Annotated in this window: 9 protein-coding genes; 7 read left to right on the forward strand and 2 right to left on the reverse strand. The window is 69.7% G+C overall.

Annotation, left to right across the window (positions count from 1 at the left end; all coding sequences use genetic code 11):
• Positions 1–84: 84 nt before the first annotated feature.
• On the reverse strand, positions 85–3,927 hold the full coding sequence (gene hrpA / locus LXT12_RS01780; protein WP_233388865.1) for an ATP-dependent RNA helicase HrpA: 3,843 nt from the start codon (positions 3,925–3,927) through the stop codon (positions 85–87).
• A gap of 25 nt (positions 3,928–3,952) precedes the next feature.
• Positions 3,953–4,345, reverse strand: coding sequence for a VOC family protein (locus LXT12_RS01785; RefSeq protein ID WP_233388866.1), 393 nt, complete (start codon positions 4,343–4,345; stop codon positions 3,953–3,955).
• 87 nt (positions 4,346–4,432) lie between these two features.
• On the opposite strand from LXT12_RS01785, the gene argA reads away from it, so the two are divergent.
• From argA to LXT12_RS01820, 7 genes are all read left to right on the forward strand, one after another.
• Entirely contained in the window at positions 4,433–5,776 is a 1,344-nt protein-coding gene (gene argA, locus LXT12_RS01790) for an amino-acid N-acetyltransferase (RefSeq protein ID WP_233388868.1), read from the forward strand.
• 357 nt (positions 5,777–6,133) lie between these two features.
• A complete protein-coding gene (locus tag LXT12_RS01795; RefSeq protein WP_233388869.1) occupies positions 6,134–6,412 on the forward strand; it encodes an oxidative damage protection protein in 279 nt (92 codons plus the stop codon).
• Between the two features lie 349 nt (positions 6,413–6,761).
• Positions 6,762–7,058, forward strand: a complete 297-nt coding sequence (locus tag LXT12_RS01800; RefSeq protein WP_233388871.1) for an H-NS histone family protein — start codon at positions 6,762–6,764, stop codon at positions 7,056–7,058.
• A gap of 396 nt (positions 7,059–7,454) precedes the next feature.
• The gene (locus LXT12_RS01805) at positions 7,455–10,481 is read left to right on the forward strand and encodes a putative bifunctional diguanylate cyclase/phosphodiesterase (protein ID WP_233388873.1); all 3,027 of its coding nucleotides are present in this window, start codon (positions 7,455–7,457) and stop codon (positions 10,479–10,481) included.
• 9 nt (positions 10,482–10,490) lie between these two features.
• Positions 10,491–12,395: a DNA primase gene (gene dnaG / locus LXT12_RS01810; protein WP_233388874.1), complete on the forward strand. Its 1,905-nt coding sequence runs from the start codon at positions 10,491–10,493 to the stop codon at positions 12,393–12,395.
• A 345-nt stretch (positions 12,396–12,740) separates the two neighbouring features.
• Positions 12,741–14,996 carry an RNA polymerase sigma factor RpoD gene (gene rpoD / locus LXT12_RS01815; RefSeq protein ID WP_233388876.1) on the forward strand — a complete coding sequence of 752 codons (2,256 nt, stop codon included), beginning with the start codon at positions 12,741–12,743 and terminating at the stop codon, positions 14,994–14,996.
• Positions 14,997–15,155: 159 nt separating this feature from the next.
• Positions 15,156–16,124 (forward strand): adenylate/guanylate cyclase domain-containing protein, encoded by a 969-nt coding sequence (locus LXT12_RS01820; RefSeq protein ID WP_233388878.1) that lies wholly within the window; start codon positions 15,156–15,158, stop codon positions 16,122–16,124.
• The last annotated feature ends 82 nt before the right edge of the window (positions 16,125–16,206 follow it).

Genomic DNA, 16,206 nt, shown 5'->3' on the forward strand with positions numbered 1-16,206 from the left:
GCCTAGCGGGGCCGAGCTTGCTGCCAAACGTCGAAATGCGACGGATTTCCAGGCCGGGGCGCTGGAAGCTCCTGCCGGCGTGCATCAACTCACGATCTGTGCCCAGACCTTGTCCAGCCGCTTCACGCTCACCGGCTGCGGCGTGCGCAGTTCCTGGGCGAAGAGGCTGACCCGCAGTTCTTCCAGCTGCCAGCGGAAATCATCGAGGCGAGCATCGCGCACGCCCTTGAGTTCCGCAAGCCGGCGCGTGTAGCGCTGCTCCAGCGGGCGGATCTCGGCCATCAGCCTGGCATCGCGCGCGGCATCGGCGCGCAGTTTGTCGAGCCGCGCCGTGATGGCCTTCAGATAGCGCGGCAGGTGCTGGAGCTGCCCCCAGGGCGTCTCAAGGGCGAAGCGCTTGGGCACGAGGCGCTGCAGCTGAGCGGCGATGTCGTCGGCGACGTCCTTGGCCGGCCGCGAGTCCTTGAGCTTGCGGGTGGCGTTGGCCAGTTCCTGCAGCACGGCGTGCACGGCGCGGGCGACCTCCTGGGCGATCAGGTTGAGCCGGCTGCGGCCTTCCTCGATGCGCTTCTTGAACGACATCGCATCGGTGGGCAGCGGGTCGGCCAGGAAGGCCCGGTCCAGGGCCACGCCGATGACCTGGTCGCGCAGTTCCTCGGCCGTGCCCAGGCCCATGAAGAGCACCGACATGCGCTGCAGGTCGGGGATGTTCTTCTCGAGGAACTTGAGCGGCTCCTTGAGCTGCAGGGCGATCAGCCGGCGCAGGCCGGCACGGTGCTTCGCCGCAGCCACCTCGGGCTCGTCGAAGACCTCGATCTCGACGTGAGCGCCCTTGTCGATGAGGGCCGGGAAGCCGATCAGCGTCTGGCCGCCCTTCCTCACCTCTAGCAGCTCGGGCAGTTCGCCGAAGGTCCAGTCGGTGTAGGCCTGGGCAGCGTCCCGCACCGGCTCTGCCTTCTTCACGACCTCGGCCCGCACGCCCTTGCCGGCCACGGGCGCGGGCGCGGCCTTGGGCGCCTCGGCGGCCGGCAGCTTGAGCGCCGCCAGCGCCTGGAAGGCCGAGCGTGCCTGACCGCCGAGCTCGGCCTTCAGCGCCGCGAGCTGGCGCCCCTGTCCGAGCTGGCGGCCATGCTCGTCGACGACGCGGAAGTTCATGAAGAGATGGGGCGCCAGTTGCTCGAGCTTGAAGTCGTTGCGCTGCACGGCGAGCTGGGTGCGGTCGCGCACGGCCTTCAGCAGCACGTCCATCAGGCTGCCCTGGGCGAAGGGGTTGAGCTCGATGAACTCGGCCACGAAGTCGGGCAGTGGCGTGAGGCGCGCCCGCGGCTTCTGGTGCAGGCTCTTGAGCAAGGCGGTCACCTTCTGGGCGAGCATGCCCGGCACCAGCCATTCGGCGCGTTCCTCGCTGACCTGGTTGAGCGCGAAGATGGGCACGGTCACCGTCAGGCCGTCGCGGGCGTCGCCGGGCTGGTGCAGGTAGTTCGCGGCGCAGTCCACGCCGCCCAGGCGGATGACCTTGGGGAAGGCCTCGCTCGTCACGCCCGCGGCCTCGTGGCGCATCAGCTCGTCCTGGCTGAGCTGCAGCAGCTTGTCGTCGGCCTTGCTCGCCTCGCGCCACCACTTCAGCAAGGTGGCGCCGGAGAACACGTGGGCGGGCAGCTTGTCGTCGTAGAAGGCGTAGATGAGCTCGTCGTCCACCAGCACGTCCTGGCGGCGCGACTTGTGTTCGAGCGACTCGACCTTGGCGATCTGGCGGCGGTTGTGGCCGATGAAGGGCAGCTGGCGCACCAGGTCTTCGGGCAGCTCGTCGTCCACCAGGCCCTCGCGGATGAAGATCTCGCGCGCGGCCTTGGGGTCGACACGGCCGAAGTTCACGCGCTTGTTGCTGTAGAGCACGATGCCGTAGAGCGTCGCGCGCTCCAGCGCGACGACCTCGGCGGCCTTCTTCTCCCAGTGGGGCTCCAGCAGCTGGGTCTTGATCAGGTGGCCGGCGATGGGCGGCAGCCACTGCGGTTCGATGTTGGCCAGGCCCCGGCCGTACAGGCGCGAGGTGTCGACGAGTTCGGCCGCGACGATCCAGCGGCCGGGCTTCTTGCTCAGGTGGGCGCCGGGGTGGCGCCAGAACTTGATGCCGCGGGCGCCGAGATACCAGTCCTCGTCGTCGCTCTTCTGGCCGATGTTGCCCAGCAGGCCGGCCAGCATAGAGAGGTGGACCTGCTCGTAGGTGGCCGGGCTGGCGTTGGGCTTCCAGCCGTGCTCGGCGACGACGGTCTGCAGCTGGGAGTGCACGTCGCGCCACTCGCGCACGCGGCGCGGGCTGACGAAGTTCTCGCGCAGCAGCTGCTCGTGCTTGCGGTGGGACAGGCGGTGCTCGGTGCCATGGCCGCCGCGGCTTTCGTCCAGCCACTTCCAGAGCTTGAGATAGCCCATGAACTCCGACTTCTCGTCGTCGAACTTCTTGTGCTTCTCGTCCGCGGCCTGGGCCTGCTCCTGCGGGCGATCGCGCACGTCCTGGCCCGACAGCGCCGAGGCGATGACCAGCACCTCGGTCAGCGCCTGGCGCTGGCGCGCCTCCAGGATCATGCGGCCCACCCGCGGGTCCAGCGGGAGCCGGGCGAGTTCCCGGCCGAGCGGTGTCAGCTCGTTGGCGTCGTCAGTGGCGCCCAGCTCGTTGAGCAGCTGGTAGCCGTCGGCGATGGCCTTGGGTCGGGGCGCCTCGATGAAAGGGAAGCGCTCCACCTCGCCCAGGTGCAGGGCCTTCATGCGCAGGATGACGCCGGCCAGCGAACTGCGCAGGATCTCGGGGTCGGTGAAGCGCGGGCGCTCGTTGAACTCCTTCTCGCTGTACAGGCGCACGCAGATGCCGTTGCTGACCCGGCCGCAGCGGCCGGCGCGCTGATTGGCCGCGGCCTGGCTGATGTTCTCGATGAGCAGCTGCTCGACCTTGTTGCGGTAGCTGTAGCGCTTGACGCGGGCCAGGCCCGGGTCGACGACGTAGCGGATGCCGGGCACCGTGAGCGAGGTCTCGGCCACGTTGGTGGCCAGCACGATGCGGCGCGCGCCGTGGGGCTCGAAGACCTTGTTCTGCTCCGCCTCCGACAGGCGCGAGAACAGCGGCAGGATTTCCACCCCCGGCGGGTGGTGCTTGCGCAGCGCCTCGGCCGCCTCGCGGATCTCGCGCTCGCCGGGCAGGAAGACGAGCACGTCCCCGCCGCCCTCGCGCCAGAGTTCGTCCACGGCGTCGCAGATGGCGTTGTTGAGGTCGTACTCGCGGCTTTCCTCGAAGGGCCGGTAGCGCTGCTCGACTGGGTAGAGCCGGCCGCTGACCATCAACACCGGCGCCGGCCCCTTGGCCGATTCGAAGTGCTTCGCGAACCGCTCCGCGTCGATGGTGGCCGAGGTGACGACGACCTTCAGGTCCGGCCGGCGCGGTAGCAGCTCGCGCAGGTAGCCGAGCAGGAAGTCGATGTTGAGGCTGCGCTCGTGGGCCTCGTCGATGATCAGCGTGTCGTAGGCCTTGAGCAGCGGGTCGCTCTGGGTCTCGGCCAGCAGGATGCCGTCGGTCATCAGCTTGACCGAGGCGTCACGGGAGAGGCGGTCCTGGAAGCGGACCTTGTAGCCGACGACCTCGCCCAGCGGCGTGTCCAGCTCCTCGGCGATGCGCTTGGCCACGCTGCTGGCGGCGATGCGCCGGGGCTGGGTGTGGCCGATCAGGCCGCCGCCGTTGAGCCGGCCGCGGCCCAGGGCCAGCGCGATCTTGGGAAGCTGCGTGGTCTTGCCCGAGCCGGTCTCGCCGCAGACGATGACGACCTGGTGCTCGGCCATGGCCGCCATGATCTCGTCGCGGCGGGCGGAGACCGGCAGGCTTTCGGGAAACGAAATGGAGAGAGCCGGCTGGCGCCGGCTCTCGGGATGCGAAGCTGTCATTGCGGCGGGATTGTCCCGCAAGCCTCTACTCGGTGCGCGGGAAGTAGCTGATGACCTGGATGACCGCGCCCTGGGGGTCCTGCAGCACGGCCATGCGGCCGACCGTCGGGATGTCGAAGGGGCCCGCGCAGACCGTGGCGCCCAGGCCCTTGGCCTTCTCGACGCTGGCGTCGCAGGACTCGACCGTCACGTAGGCGCCCCACATGGCCGGCCCGGGCTGCTGCTGAGTCATGACGCCACCGACTGCGGTCTCGCCGACCTTGATGACGTGGTAGTCGCCCTGGCCCATGTTCATCGTGTCGAAACTCCAGCCGAAGAGGCTGCGGTAGAAGTCGCAGGCCGCCTTGGGATCGGGGCTGGAGAGCTCGTTCCAGCTGAAGGCGCCGGGGGTCATGTAGACGTCGTTGTAGTCCTGCATCGCGGTCTCCGGGGGGTGGTGGGGCGGCCATGGTCAGCGGCCACGATGACAGCGTCAAGTGCGCCCGGTCACGGCGACAATCCGGGCATGACCGGCCTCGTCTTTCCCCACACCTTCGTGCCCTGGTTCCGCGCCGTGGCGCCCTACATCCATGCCTACCGCGGCGAGACCTTCGTCGTCGGCATGCCGGGCGAACTGATCGCGGCGGGCAAGCTCAACGCCTTCGTGCAGGACCTGGCCATCCTGCACGCCATGGGCATCAAGATCGTGCTGGTGCACGGCTTCAGGCCCCAGGTCAACGAGCAATTGGCCGCCAAGGGCCAGACGCCGCGCTTCAGCCACGGCCGGCGCATCACCGACGCCGTGGCCCTGGACTGCGCCCAGGAGGCCGCCGGCCAGCTGCGCTTCGAGATCGAGGCCGCCTTCAGCCAGGGCCTGCCCAACACGCCGATGGCCAATGCCACGGTGCGGGTCGTCTCCGGCAATTTCCTGACCGCCCGGCCGGTCGGCATCGTCGACGGCGTCGATTTCCAGCATTCGGGCCTGGTGCGCAAGGTGGACGGCGCCGCCATCCAGCGCGCCATCGACATCGGCGCCATCGTGCTGCTGTCGCCTTTCGGCTTCTCGCCCACCGGCGAGGCCTTCAACCTGGGCATGGAGGACGTGGCCACGTCGACGGCCATCGCCCTGCAGGCCGACAAGCTGCTCTTCGTCTGCGAATCGGCCGGCGTGCTGGAGAACCCCGACGACCCCGACAGCGGCATCGACACCGAACTGGCCCTGGCCGACGCCGAGCGCATGCTGGCCAAGGCCACGCCCTACCCCGCGCCCACCGACGCCGCCTTCTACCTGCGCCACTGCGCCGAGGCCTGCCGGGCCGGCGTGGAGCGCTCCCACATCATCCCGTTCGCCGTGGACGGCGCGCTGCTGCAGGAGGTCTACACCCACGACGGCATCGGCACCATGGTCGTCGACGAGAAGCTGGAGAGCCTGCGCGAGGCCAGCTCCGACGACGTGGCGGGCATCATCAAGCTGATCGAACCCTTCGAGCGCGACGGCACCCTGGTCAAGCGCAGCCGCACCGAGATCGAGCGCGACATCGAGGCCTACACCGTCATCGAGCACGACGGCGTCATCTTCGGCTGCGCGGCCCTCTACCCCTACGTCGAGGCGCGCACGGCCGAGATGGCGGCGCTGACGGTGTCGGCCGAGGTGCAGGGCCAGGGCGACGGCGACCGGCTGCTCAAGCGCATCGAGCAGCGCGCCAAGGCCATGGGGCTGGACAGCATCTTCGTGCTGACCACGCGCACCATGCACTGGTTCATCAAGCGCGGCTTCCAGCAGGTCGACCCCGAATGGCTGCCCGAGGAGCGCAAGCGCAAATACAACTGGGACCGCCGCTCGCTGGTGCTGGTCAAGAAATTCAATTGAACCTGCCGGGGAGGGTCTGCAAAACCCCTGCGGGTCGCGTTTGCGAGAGAACCGGCCCGCAAGTAGGCGTGGCGTGAAGCTGGGGCTTGCCGCCCCAGCTTTGCGACGCAACACCCTGGCGGGCCGGTTATCTCGCAAACCCGTAGGGGCGTGGCTTTGCCGGCGCTGGGCGGCGTTGCGAACCTGGACCAGGCACGAGCCTGGGCGGCGGTCCGCGCCTTGCCCAGCATCCGGCAAAGACCTCGCCGCGGCCCACAGGGGTTTTGCAGACCCTCCCTTGGCCCCACGGGCCTGTCGATACGGCCGGCGCGCTAAAGTGCCGGCTGTTTTCATTTCCCGCGTTTCCAGGAGTCCGTCATGCCCCGCATCGTCCAATGCGCCTATCTCAAGAAGGAAGCCGAAGGGCTGGACTTCCCGCCCTATCCCGTCCACACCGAACTCGGCAAGAAGGTCTGGGAAAACGTCAGCAAGGAAGCCTGGGCCGCTTGGATGAAGCACCAGACCATGCTGGTCAATGAAAACCGCCTCAACCTCGCCGACCTGCGCGCCCGCCAATACCTGATGCGTCAGGCCGAGCAATTCTTCTTCGGCGCCGGCGCCGAAACGGTGGCGGGCTATGTCCCGCCCACGGCCTGAGCGCGATCTCGGGTAAAACCCCGAGCCACGGGAACGCCGACCGAATTAACAGCGCGCCAAACGCGCATTCGGACACGAATTAGCCCAGGGCCGGGACGCCAGTCGCCGGCCCTTGCCACATGGGCGGGGCACTCTTGCCACAGGGCCGGCCAGCGGGCCAATAGTCAATTTGAGGCGGGCCGGATTGAAACTCGTCGCAACCCGCCAACGAAAACTCTTGCATCAAACCCACCGGCCGCGTTTTAATTCGGCCACGGAGATACTCGCGGGCGCGTCGCCCCTGGAGCCTCCGAGGCCGCAGCCGCCGAGCCGCGAGTCTCAACGCCCAAATCGCAAGAGGAATAGCAGCATGTCCAGTCTCAAGGAACTCCTGGCCCAACGCGCCGCGCTGGATGAACAGATCAACCAAACCAAGGAGCGCGAACGCTCCGAGGCCGTGGCCAAGGTCAAATCCCTGATGAGCGAATATGGCCTGACCGTGGCCGACCTCAGCATGCGCACGCCCAAGCCGGCCAAGGTGTCCAAGGTGGCGGCCAAGTATCGCAATCAGGCCACCGGCGAAACCTGGAGCGGCCGTGGCCTGCAGCCCAAATGGTTGAAGGCCGCGATTGCCGGCGGCGCCAAGCTGACCGATTTCGCCGTCTAAACCCGCCAGCCGCCAAATGGCGGCTGGCTGCGCGGCCTCCCCTCAAATCAGGGCCATCCCCGGGATGGCCCTTTTCTTTTATCGCCGGCTCGCCGCCTAAACTCGGCGCATGCCCGTCGCCACGCCGTCCAGCCCCCATCGCCCCGGGTTTGACCCAGGCTTGGCGCTGCCGGCCTGCCGCGAGATTCGGGGCATGTCCCCGCATCGCCGCCCCTGCCGCCCGAGCGCACGCGGGCCGGGCCTTGCGGCACGGGCCAAGCCATGGGCCTGAACACTGCGGCGACGGACGCCCTCGACGCCCGCTCCACCACCTCCGGGCTCTCCGCGGATCCGCCCCCCTCCACGACCCTGCCGCCTGGGCCGCGCCGCATCCATGACCGACGCGGCTGGCGGCGGATGCGCCGCGTCCTGCTGGCGGGGCTGACCGGCCTGGCCGGGGGTGGCGTGGCCGCCTGGGCCCTGACGGGCCCGGCGCTGCCGGCCTGGCTGCGCCTGCCGCAGCCCGCGGGCACCATCCCGGCCACGGATCTCTTCATGCCCCTGCTGCTGGCCGCCATCGGCCTGGCGGCCCTGTGGCGGCTGAGCGCCTGGGTGCTGCCGCTGGTGATGGCAGGCCTGCTGCTGGGCTGCGGCGTGCCGCTGCTGCTGGACCCCCGGGCCGACCCGCTGGACCTGCTCGCCTCGGCGCCTCTGCTGAGCACCCTGGCCCTGCCCCTGCTGGCCGCTGTGCTGAACCGCGGCCTGATGCGCCGCCTCGGGCTGCCGGGCCGCCTGGCCAGCCGCCGGGAGATCGCCGGCTTTGCGCTGCTGGCAGGCGTGGCCGCGCCTGTGCTGGCGGGCCTGCTGGCCGTGGGCGTGCTGCTGGCCTTGGGCCTGACGCGGTCCGGCGCCGTGGCTGGCGCGCTCGAACTGGCCGGCGCCTGGTCCCTGGCCCTGTTGAGCGCCGGCACCGCCCTGCAGGCCAGCACTCAGCGCCCGCGGCGCAACGGTCGCTGGGCCGCCCGGCTGATCGCCGTCGCCGCCCTCGCCACGCAGGCCGCCCTGGCGTGGCGGCCCGCCGCGGGCGACCTGCTGCTGGCACCCCATCTGCTGCTGTGCCTGCACGCTTTGCAGGCCACGCCCCGCCACAACGCGCGGCTCGGCGCCGGCCTGCTGGCGCTGTGGGCCCTGGGCGCACCGGCCGAGCCCGCTGCCGTTGGCGCCGGCGCCCTGCTGGCTCTGCTGCCGCTGGCCTTCATCGCGCTGACGCGCCACCAGGTGCGCGAGCGCGACGGCTGGCGCATCGCCCTGGAGGCCCTGGGCCTGGCGCTGGCGGAATGGCGCCTGCCCGAGGGCCGCCGCCACGCCTCGGCACGCTGGCTCGCGCTGACGACCCCCGTCGACCCGGCCGCCCGCGCCGGCAGTGCGCCGCTGGATTGGGTCCGCGTCGCCCACCCGCGCGACCGCGAGACCGTGCGCCGTGCCCTGCGCGAACTGCTCGCCCGGCCGGGGCAGGACCAGCTCGGCCTGGCACTGCGCATCGCCGCCGACGGTGGCGACTGGCGCTGGCACGAGCTGCAGGCCCACGTCCCGCAACGCGACCGCCGGGGCCGCGCGCGCAGCCTCGTCGCCACCCTGGCCGACGTCAGCTGGCGCCACATGGCCGAGGAGCGCGAGCGCATGTCGGCCACCCTCTTCCAGCAGGCCGGAGAGGGCCTGGCGGTCATCGATACGCAATGGCGCATCGTCGAGGTCAACCCGGCCTACTGCGAGATCGTGCACGCCTCGCGCGAAGCCCTGATCGGCCGCGCCGCCGCGCCGCTCAGCCTGGCCAACCTGCAGCGCAGCGGCCTCGACCCGGCCGAGCTGCAGGCCGAGCTGAATGCCGGCCAGCCGTGGAGCGGCCAGCTGCAGGTGGAGCTGGACGATGGCGGCCGGCACGTCTTCGCGGCCAAGCTCAGCCCCGTGCCCGAGCCGGACGCCGCCAGCCCGCGCTGGCGCGTGCTCAGCCTCACCGACCTCGGCGAGACCCTGCGCCAGCAGGAGCTGCTGCGCCGCCGCCTGCGCTACGACATCACCACCGGCCTGCCCAACCGGGACGAATTCATGCGCCTGATGCAGGAGGCGATGGCAGCGGCCAACCGTGACGGCTTCAAGCTCGTCGTGGGCGTCATCGACCTGGATGACTTCGGCCGCGTCAATTCGGAGCACGGCCAATTGGTGGCCGACGCCGTGCTGCAGCAGCTCAGCGGCCGGCTGCAGGCCACGCTGCGCGGCGCGCGCGGCGCCTGGCCCGACACGGCCGACCACCTCGCACGGCTGCACGGCGACGAATTCGCCGTGCTGCTGCGCGTGCAGACGCCCGAGGAAGCCCAGCGCGCCGTGGACCGCCTGCTGGGCCTGCTGTCCACGCCGGTGGCCATCCGCGAAAGCCGGATCGGCAACGGCCTGGCGCTCGAGGTCGGCGCCAGCATGGGCGCGACGCTGTATCCGCTGGACGATGCCGATCCCGAAACGCTGCTGCGCCACGCCGGCCACGCCCTCTACCGCGCCAAACATGCGGGCCGCCGGGCCGTGCAATTCCACGACCCGGCGCTGGACCAGCGCGACGAGGCCGGCCTGATCGCCGTCGCCCGGCTGCAGCGGGCCCTGGACCACGACGAGCTGCTGCTGTACTACCAGCCCCAGATCGACCTGCGCACCGGCCAGGTCGTGGGCGCCGAGGCGCTGCTGCGCTGGCAGCACCCGGATCGCGGCCTGCTGGCGCCGGCCCATTTCCTGCCGCTGATCGCCGCGACGGGCCTGACCGTCCAGATCGGCGACTGGGTCATCGAGCAGGCCCTGGTGCAGGCGGCGGTCTGGCGGCAGGAGGGGCTCAACGGTGGCCGCGGCCTGCCCATCAGCGTCAACGTGGCCGCCCGCCAGCTGAGCCGCCCGGACTTCCCGCAGCGCCTGCAGGAGCTCATCCAGCGCCAGCCGCCCGAGATCGCTCATCTGCTGCAGCTCGACGTGCTGGAGTCCGACGCCCTGGCCGAAACCCTGGCCGCGCAGGCGCTGATCCAGCGCTGCCTGGCGCTGGGCGTCGGCGTCGCACTGGACGATTTCGGCGCCGGCTACTCGCGGCTGTCCTCTCTCAAGCAGCTGCCGGTCGACACCCTCAAGCTCGACCGCAGCTACGTGCAGGGCATGCTCGGCGACGCCCAGGACCTGTCGCTGGTGGAGAGCGTCATCGGCCTGGGGCGCAACATCGGCTGCGCCGTGCTGGCCAAGGGCGTCGAGAGCCGCGCCCATGCGCGCGAACTCCTGCGCCTGGGCTGCCGGCTGGGCCAGGGCAATGGCATCGGGGCGGCGATGCCGGCCAAGGCCCTGCCCGGCTGGATCGAGTCCTTCGCCGGCAGCGACTGGGCGGAGCAGCTGAAGGCGCCGTCGCGGGTGAATCCGTAAACTCCCGGGGTGATTCCCCAAGGCTTCATCCATGACCTGCTGTCCCGCGTCGACATCGTCGACGTGGTGGGCCGCCATGTGGAGCTGAAGAAGGCGGGCATCAACCACAAGGGCCTGTGCCCCTTCCACGGCGAAAAGTCGCCGAGCTTCATCGTCAGCCCGAGCCGCCAGACCTACCACTGCTTCGGCTGCGGCGTCCACGGCAACGCCATCGGCTTCCTGATGGAGCACACCGGCGCCGGCTTCGTCGAGGCCGTGGAGGACCTGGCCCAGCAGGTCGGCATGCAGGTGCCGCAGGACGAGCGCAGCCCCGAGCAGCGCGAGCGCGCCCAGGCCGAGAAGGCCAGGCAGCAGAGCCTCACCGAGGTACTGGCCCGGGCGGCGGAGTTCTACAAGGCCCAGCTGCGCAAGTCGTCCCGCGCCGTCGCCTACCTGAAGGGCCGCGGCCTCACGGGCCAGATCGCCGCCCGCTTCGGCCTGGGCTACGCCCCGGAGGGCTGGCGGTCGCTCGCCAGCGGCTTCCCGTCCTACGACGACCCGCAGCTGGTCGAGTCGGGCCTGGTCATTGCGCCTGAGGCCGAGCCAGGTCAGGAAAGCAAACGCTACGACCGCTTCCGCGACCGGGTAATGTTTCCCATCCGCAACGTGCAGGGCGAAGTCATCGGCTTCGGCGGGCGCGTGCTCGACAAGGGCGAGCCCAAGTACCTGAACTCGCCCGAGACGCCCGTCTTCAGCAAGGGCCGCGAGCTCTATGGCCTGTACGAAGCCCGCCAGGCCCTGCGCCAGCGCGGCTACGCCCTGGTGGTGGAGGGCTACATGGACGTCGTCGCCCTGGCCCAGCACGGCTTCGGCAATGCGGTGGCCACGCTCGGCACCGCCTGCACGGCCGACCACGTGCACAAGCTCTTCCGCTTCACGGACAGCGTGGTGTTCAGCTTCGACGGCGACGCCGCCGGCCGCCGCGCCGCCGTGCGCGCGCTCGAGGCCGCCCTGCCGCACGCGACGGAGACCCACACCGTCAAGTTCCTCTTCCTGCCGCCGGAGCACGATCCCGACTCCTACGTCCGCGAGCTCGGCGCCGAGGCCTTCGAGCGCTGCGTGGAGGGCGCCGTGCCGCTGTCGCGCCAGCTCATCGCCGTCGCCGGCGAGGGCTGCGACCTCGGCACGCCGGAGGGCCGCGCCCGCATGCTCAACCAGGCCCGGCCGCTGTGGGCCCTGCTTCCGGCCGGCCTGCTGCGCCGCCAGCTGCTCGGCGAGATCGCCCGCCAGGGCCAGATGCCCGAAGGCGAGTTACAGGGCCTGTGGCTGGGCGAGGCTGCCGCGCCGGCTCCGTCCGCGGGAGCACCCGCCGCCCCCCCGCCGCCCGAGAAACCCCGCTGGCAACCCAAGGGCGAATGGAAGCCCAAGGGAGAGTGGAAGGGCAAGGGCGGATGGAAGCGCCGCGACGAGGAGGAACGCCCCGCCGGCCCGCGCGCCACGCCCGCCACCGCGGCCGACCATGCCGTGCGGCTGCTGCTGCTCCACAGCGAACTGTGGGAAGGCCTGCCCGCCGAAGACCACGCCCTCCTGCACGACCTGAGCGGCAGCCATGGAGAACTCATCCACTGGCTGGAACGCCAGCTCACCCACCACGGCGCCACGCCCTGGGCGGCCGTCGAGGCGGGCCTGGCCGCCGACGGCCTGGCCGACACGGCGGCCCGCCTGATGCGCCCTGCCCGCGACCTCGGCGGCGAAGCCGAGCCCGCCAGCGAGCTGGCCGCGGTGATGCGCCAGCTCTGGCTGGCCCAGATCGAGGCCGAAATCGCCGCCCTTCTGGCCCGGCCGTCGCTCGGCGATGCCGACCGGCAGCGTTACCGCCAACTGCGCGAACGTGCCGACGAGCTCCGGGGCCGGGGTGGCGCCAAGGCAGCCTGATCGGCTCTTTTGGGGGCCATTTTTGACCTGCCGATGAATTTGGCAGATAATTCAACGTTTTCCGCGCGCGTCAACAAGAGTGACGGCAGAGAGATGCCGGGCCCGGCCACCCAGCGACACTGGGCAACCGAACAGGTTTTGAAGGCCAAACCATCCGCCACCTCTGCACTCCAAACGATCACGCCAGCTTGTTCGCGCCACGCCCGGTCCCTCGCCCGATCATCGAGTGATACCTGGCGACGAAAGCCACCGCCCCCAGCCCCGCCGGCTTGACGCCGAGCCCGGGCCGGCAGCGGTGGCTGCTGCATTTGTGAATTGACCGCGCAAACCCCTCGAAGGACCTGCATGACCGCCAAGAAGACCGCGCCCAAGGCCGCCCCCGCTCCCGCCGAAGAGCCCAAGAAGAAGCCTGCCGCCAAGGCGTCCGCCGCCGAAGCGCCGGTCAAGGCCACCAAGGCGGCTGCGGCCAAGCCCGCGGCGAAGGCTGCCAAGCCGGCCGCCACCGAGGAAGACAAGCCCAAGCGCGGCCGCAAGCCCAAGGCCGCCACCGAGAACAAGAAGGCCGGCAAGAAGGCGACCGAAGAGGAAGAAGAGGACTTCTCCGACATCGACGCCGAGGTCGGGGGCGAGGAGCCCGAAGCCGAGGAGGTGGTCGCGGTCGAAGAGGAAGCCGTCAAGGCCAAGCCGCTGCGCATGAAGGTCAGCCGCGCCAAGGAGCGCGCGCTGATGCGCGAGTTCGGCCTGGAAGAGACCGCCCTGACCGAAGAGGAGGCCGTCAAGCGCCGCACGGAGCTCAAGACCCTCATCAAGATGGGCAAGACGCGCGGCTTCCTGACCCACCAGGAAATCAACGACCACCTGCCCGAGAAGCTGGTCAACGAGGAAATCCTCGAGGCCATCGTGTCCATGCTCAACGACATGGGCATCGCCGTCTACGAGCAGGCACCTGACGCCGCGACGCTGCTGATCCAGGGCAACACGACCACCACCTCCACCGAGGAGGAGGCCGAGGAAGCCGCCGAAGCCGCGCTGTCCACGGTGGATTCGGAATTCGGCCGCACGACCGACCCGGTTCGCATGTACATGCGCGAGATGGGCACGGTCGAGCTGCTGACGCGTGAGGGCGAGATCGAGATCGCCAAGCGCATCGAAGGTGGCCTGCAGGCCATGATGCTGGCCATCTCGGCTTCGCCCACGACCATCGCCCACATCCTGGAGATGGCCAACAAGATCCGCGCCGGCGAGATGCAGATCTCCGACGTCGTCGACGGCTTCGTGGCCGAGGACGAGGCCGACGACTACGTGGCCGAGGAAGACTTCGACGAGTTCGACGAGGAAGACGACGACGACGGCAACGGCGGCTCCAAGGCCCTGACCAAGAAGCTCGAGGAGCTCAAGACCGCGGCGCTGGAGAAGTTCGACCTCATCACCGCCAGCTTCGACAAGATGCGCAAGGCCTTCGAGAAGGAAGGCTACAAGTCGCCCGCCTACAACAAGGCCCAGCAGGCCATCAGCAGCGAGCTGATGACCATCCGCTTCACGGTCAAGACCATCGAGAAGCTCTGCGACATCCTGCGCAGCCAGGTGGACGACGTGCGCCGCTACGAGCGCGAACTGCGCAAGATCGTGGTGGACAAGTGCGGCATGCCGCAAGAGCACTTCATCAAGACCTTCCCGCCCAATGCGCTGAACCTGAAGTGGTCGGAGAAGGAAGTCGCCGCGGGCAAGCCCTACAGCGTCATCCTCAGCCGCAACCTGCCGCCCGTACAGGAGCTGCAGCAGAAGCTCATCGACATCCAGGCCAAGGCCGTCGTGCCGCTGGACGATCTCAAGGAGATCAACAAGCGCATGAACGAGGGCGAGAAGGCCTCGCGCGACGCCAAGAAGGAAATGATCGAGGCCAACCTGCGCCTCGTGATCTCCATCGCCAAGAAGTACACCAACCGCGGCCTGCAGTTCCTGGACCTGATCCAGGAAGGCAACATCGGCCTGATGAAGGCGGTCGACAAGTTCGAATACCGCCGCGGCTACAAGTTCTCGACCTATGCCACGTGGTGGATCCGTCAGGCCATCACGCGCTCCATCGCCGACCAGGCCCGCACCATCCGCATCCCGGTTCACATGATCGAGACGATCAACAAGATGAACCGCATCTCGCGCCAGCACCTGCAGGAGTTCGGCTACGAGCCCGATGCGCCCACGCTGGCCGAGAAGATGGAGATCCCCGAGGACAAGATCCGCAAGATCATGAAGATCGCCAAGGAGCCGATCTCCATGGAGACGCCGATCGGCGACGACGACGACAGCCACCTGGGCGATTTCATCGAGGACACCAACAACACGGCGCCCATCGAGGCGGCGATGCAGGCCGGCCTGCGCGACGTGGTGAAGGACATCCTCGACTCGCTGACCCCGCGCGAGGCCAAGGTGCTGCGCATGCGCTTCGGCATCGAGATGCAGAGCGACCACACGCTGGAGGAAGTCGGCAAGCAGTTCGACGTCACCCGCGAGCGCATCCGCCAGATCGAGGCCAAGGCCATCCGCAAGCTCAAGCACCCGAGCCGGAGTGACAAACTCCGCACGTACCTGGACAACCTGTAAGGTTGGCCATGAACATGGCCGCCGCAAGGCGGCGCGGGCTGCGCAGCAGCCTGCACGGAGTTTGCGCCGTGACTCGCTCAGCGAGGCACGGCACAAATTGCGCGCGAACCCACGCAAAGGCCGGCCACTCCGGCCTTTTTGACGTCCTACACTGACCCCATGACCGCGATCCGCGAGCGCACCGTCCTCTTCGCCGACCTGCGTGGCAGCACCGGGCTCTACGAGTCCCTGGGCAATGCCGAGGCGAGCGCCCTGGTGACGCAGACGGTCGGGCAGATCAGCGAGGCCGTGCTGGAGAGCGGCGGCCAGCTCATCAAGACCCTCGGCGATGGCCTGATGGCAGCCTTCGAGACGCCCCGCGACGGCGTGCGCGCCGCGCAGCGCATGCAGGAACTGCTCGAGCGCACCGTGCAGCGCGCCCGCCGCCTCAACAACCCCGCGATGCTGGCCATGCGATTGCAGGTGGCGCTGGCGCGCGGCGAGGTCGTCGAGCTCAACGGCGACTGCTTCGGCGACGCCGTCAACGTCGCCGCCCGGCTCATCGACCACGCGGGCGATGGCGAGATCCTCATCACCGCCGAGGTGCTGGCCGGCCTGCACCACGCCTCCAAGGGGCGCTTCCGCAGCCTGGACCGCATCTCGGTGCGCGGCCGCGTCGAGCCCGTGCACGTCTACCGGCTGGACGCCGCGCCGCTGATGAGCGCCGATGCGGCGGCCACGCAGTTCGGCGAACCCATGCGCTCGGTCGAGCCCGACGGCATGCGGCTGATCTGGCAGGACCTGGACCGCGTCTTCGACATCGACGCCATGCCCATCATCCTCGGCCGCAGCGTACAGGCCACCTACTGCATCACCGACGCCCGGGTCTCGCGCTCGCATGCCCGCATCGACTGGCAGGGCAGCAGCTTCGAGCTGACCGACCTCTCCTACAACGGCACCTATGTGCGCTTCGGCGATTCGGGCGAGCTGCTCAGCCTCAAGCGGGGCAGTTGCACCCTGCACGGCAGCGGCATCATCAGCCTGGGCGGCCTGCCCAGCGATGAGCAGTCGCCCATCGTGCGCTTCGAGGTGCTGCACTTCGCCGACACCGAACCCCAGCCCTTCGGCAGCCCGCGCTCGCGGCGCTAGAGATGGAGCCCCTCGTCCAAGGAGTACCTTGGCCGGCCTTGCAGGCCGCGCAGCCGACAGAGCGACTGCCCTTCGGCAGGCA

The organism is Pelomonas caseinilytica, assembly GCF_021353235.1.
GTDB lineage: Bacteria > Pseudomonadota > Gammaproteobacteria > Burkholderiales > Burkholderiaceae_C > Pelomonas > Pelomonas caseinilytica.

What these genes read in the sequence shown, in the direction of transcription:
- argA (WP_233388868.1), top strand. Translation starts at nt 4,433, where the DNA reads ATGACCGGCCTCGTCTTTCCCCACACCTTCGTGCCCTGGTTCCGCGCC.
- rpoD (WP_233388876.1), top strand. Translation starts at nt 12,741, where the DNA reads ATGACCGCCAAGAAGACCGCGCCCAAGGCCGCCCCCGCTCCCGCCGAA.
- hrpA (WP_233388865.1), bottom strand. Translation starts at nt 3,927, where the DNA reads ATGACAGCTTCGCATCCCGAGAGCCGGCGCCAGCCGGCTCTCTCCATT.
- LXT12_RS01785 (WP_233388866.1), bottom strand. Translation starts at nt 4,345, where the DNA reads ATGCAGGACTACAACGACGTCTACATGACCCCCGGCGCCTTCAGCTGG.
- LXT12_RS01805 (WP_233388873.1), top strand. Translation starts at nt 7,455, where the DNA reads ATGCGCCGCGTCCTGCTGGCGGGGCTGACCGGCCTGGCCGGGGGTGGC.
- LXT12_RS01795 (WP_233388869.1), top strand. Translation starts at nt 6,134, where the DNA reads ATGCCCCGCATCGTCCAATGCGCCTATCTCAAGAAGGAAGCCGAAGGG.
- LXT12_RS01800 (WP_233388871.1), top strand. Translation starts at nt 6,762, where the DNA reads ATGTCCAGTCTCAAGGAACTCCTGGCCCAACGCGCCGCGCTGGATGAA.
- LXT12_RS01820 (WP_233388878.1), top strand. Translation starts at nt 15,156, where the DNA reads ATGACCGCGATCCGCGAGCGCACCGTCCTCTTCGCCGACCTGCGTGGC.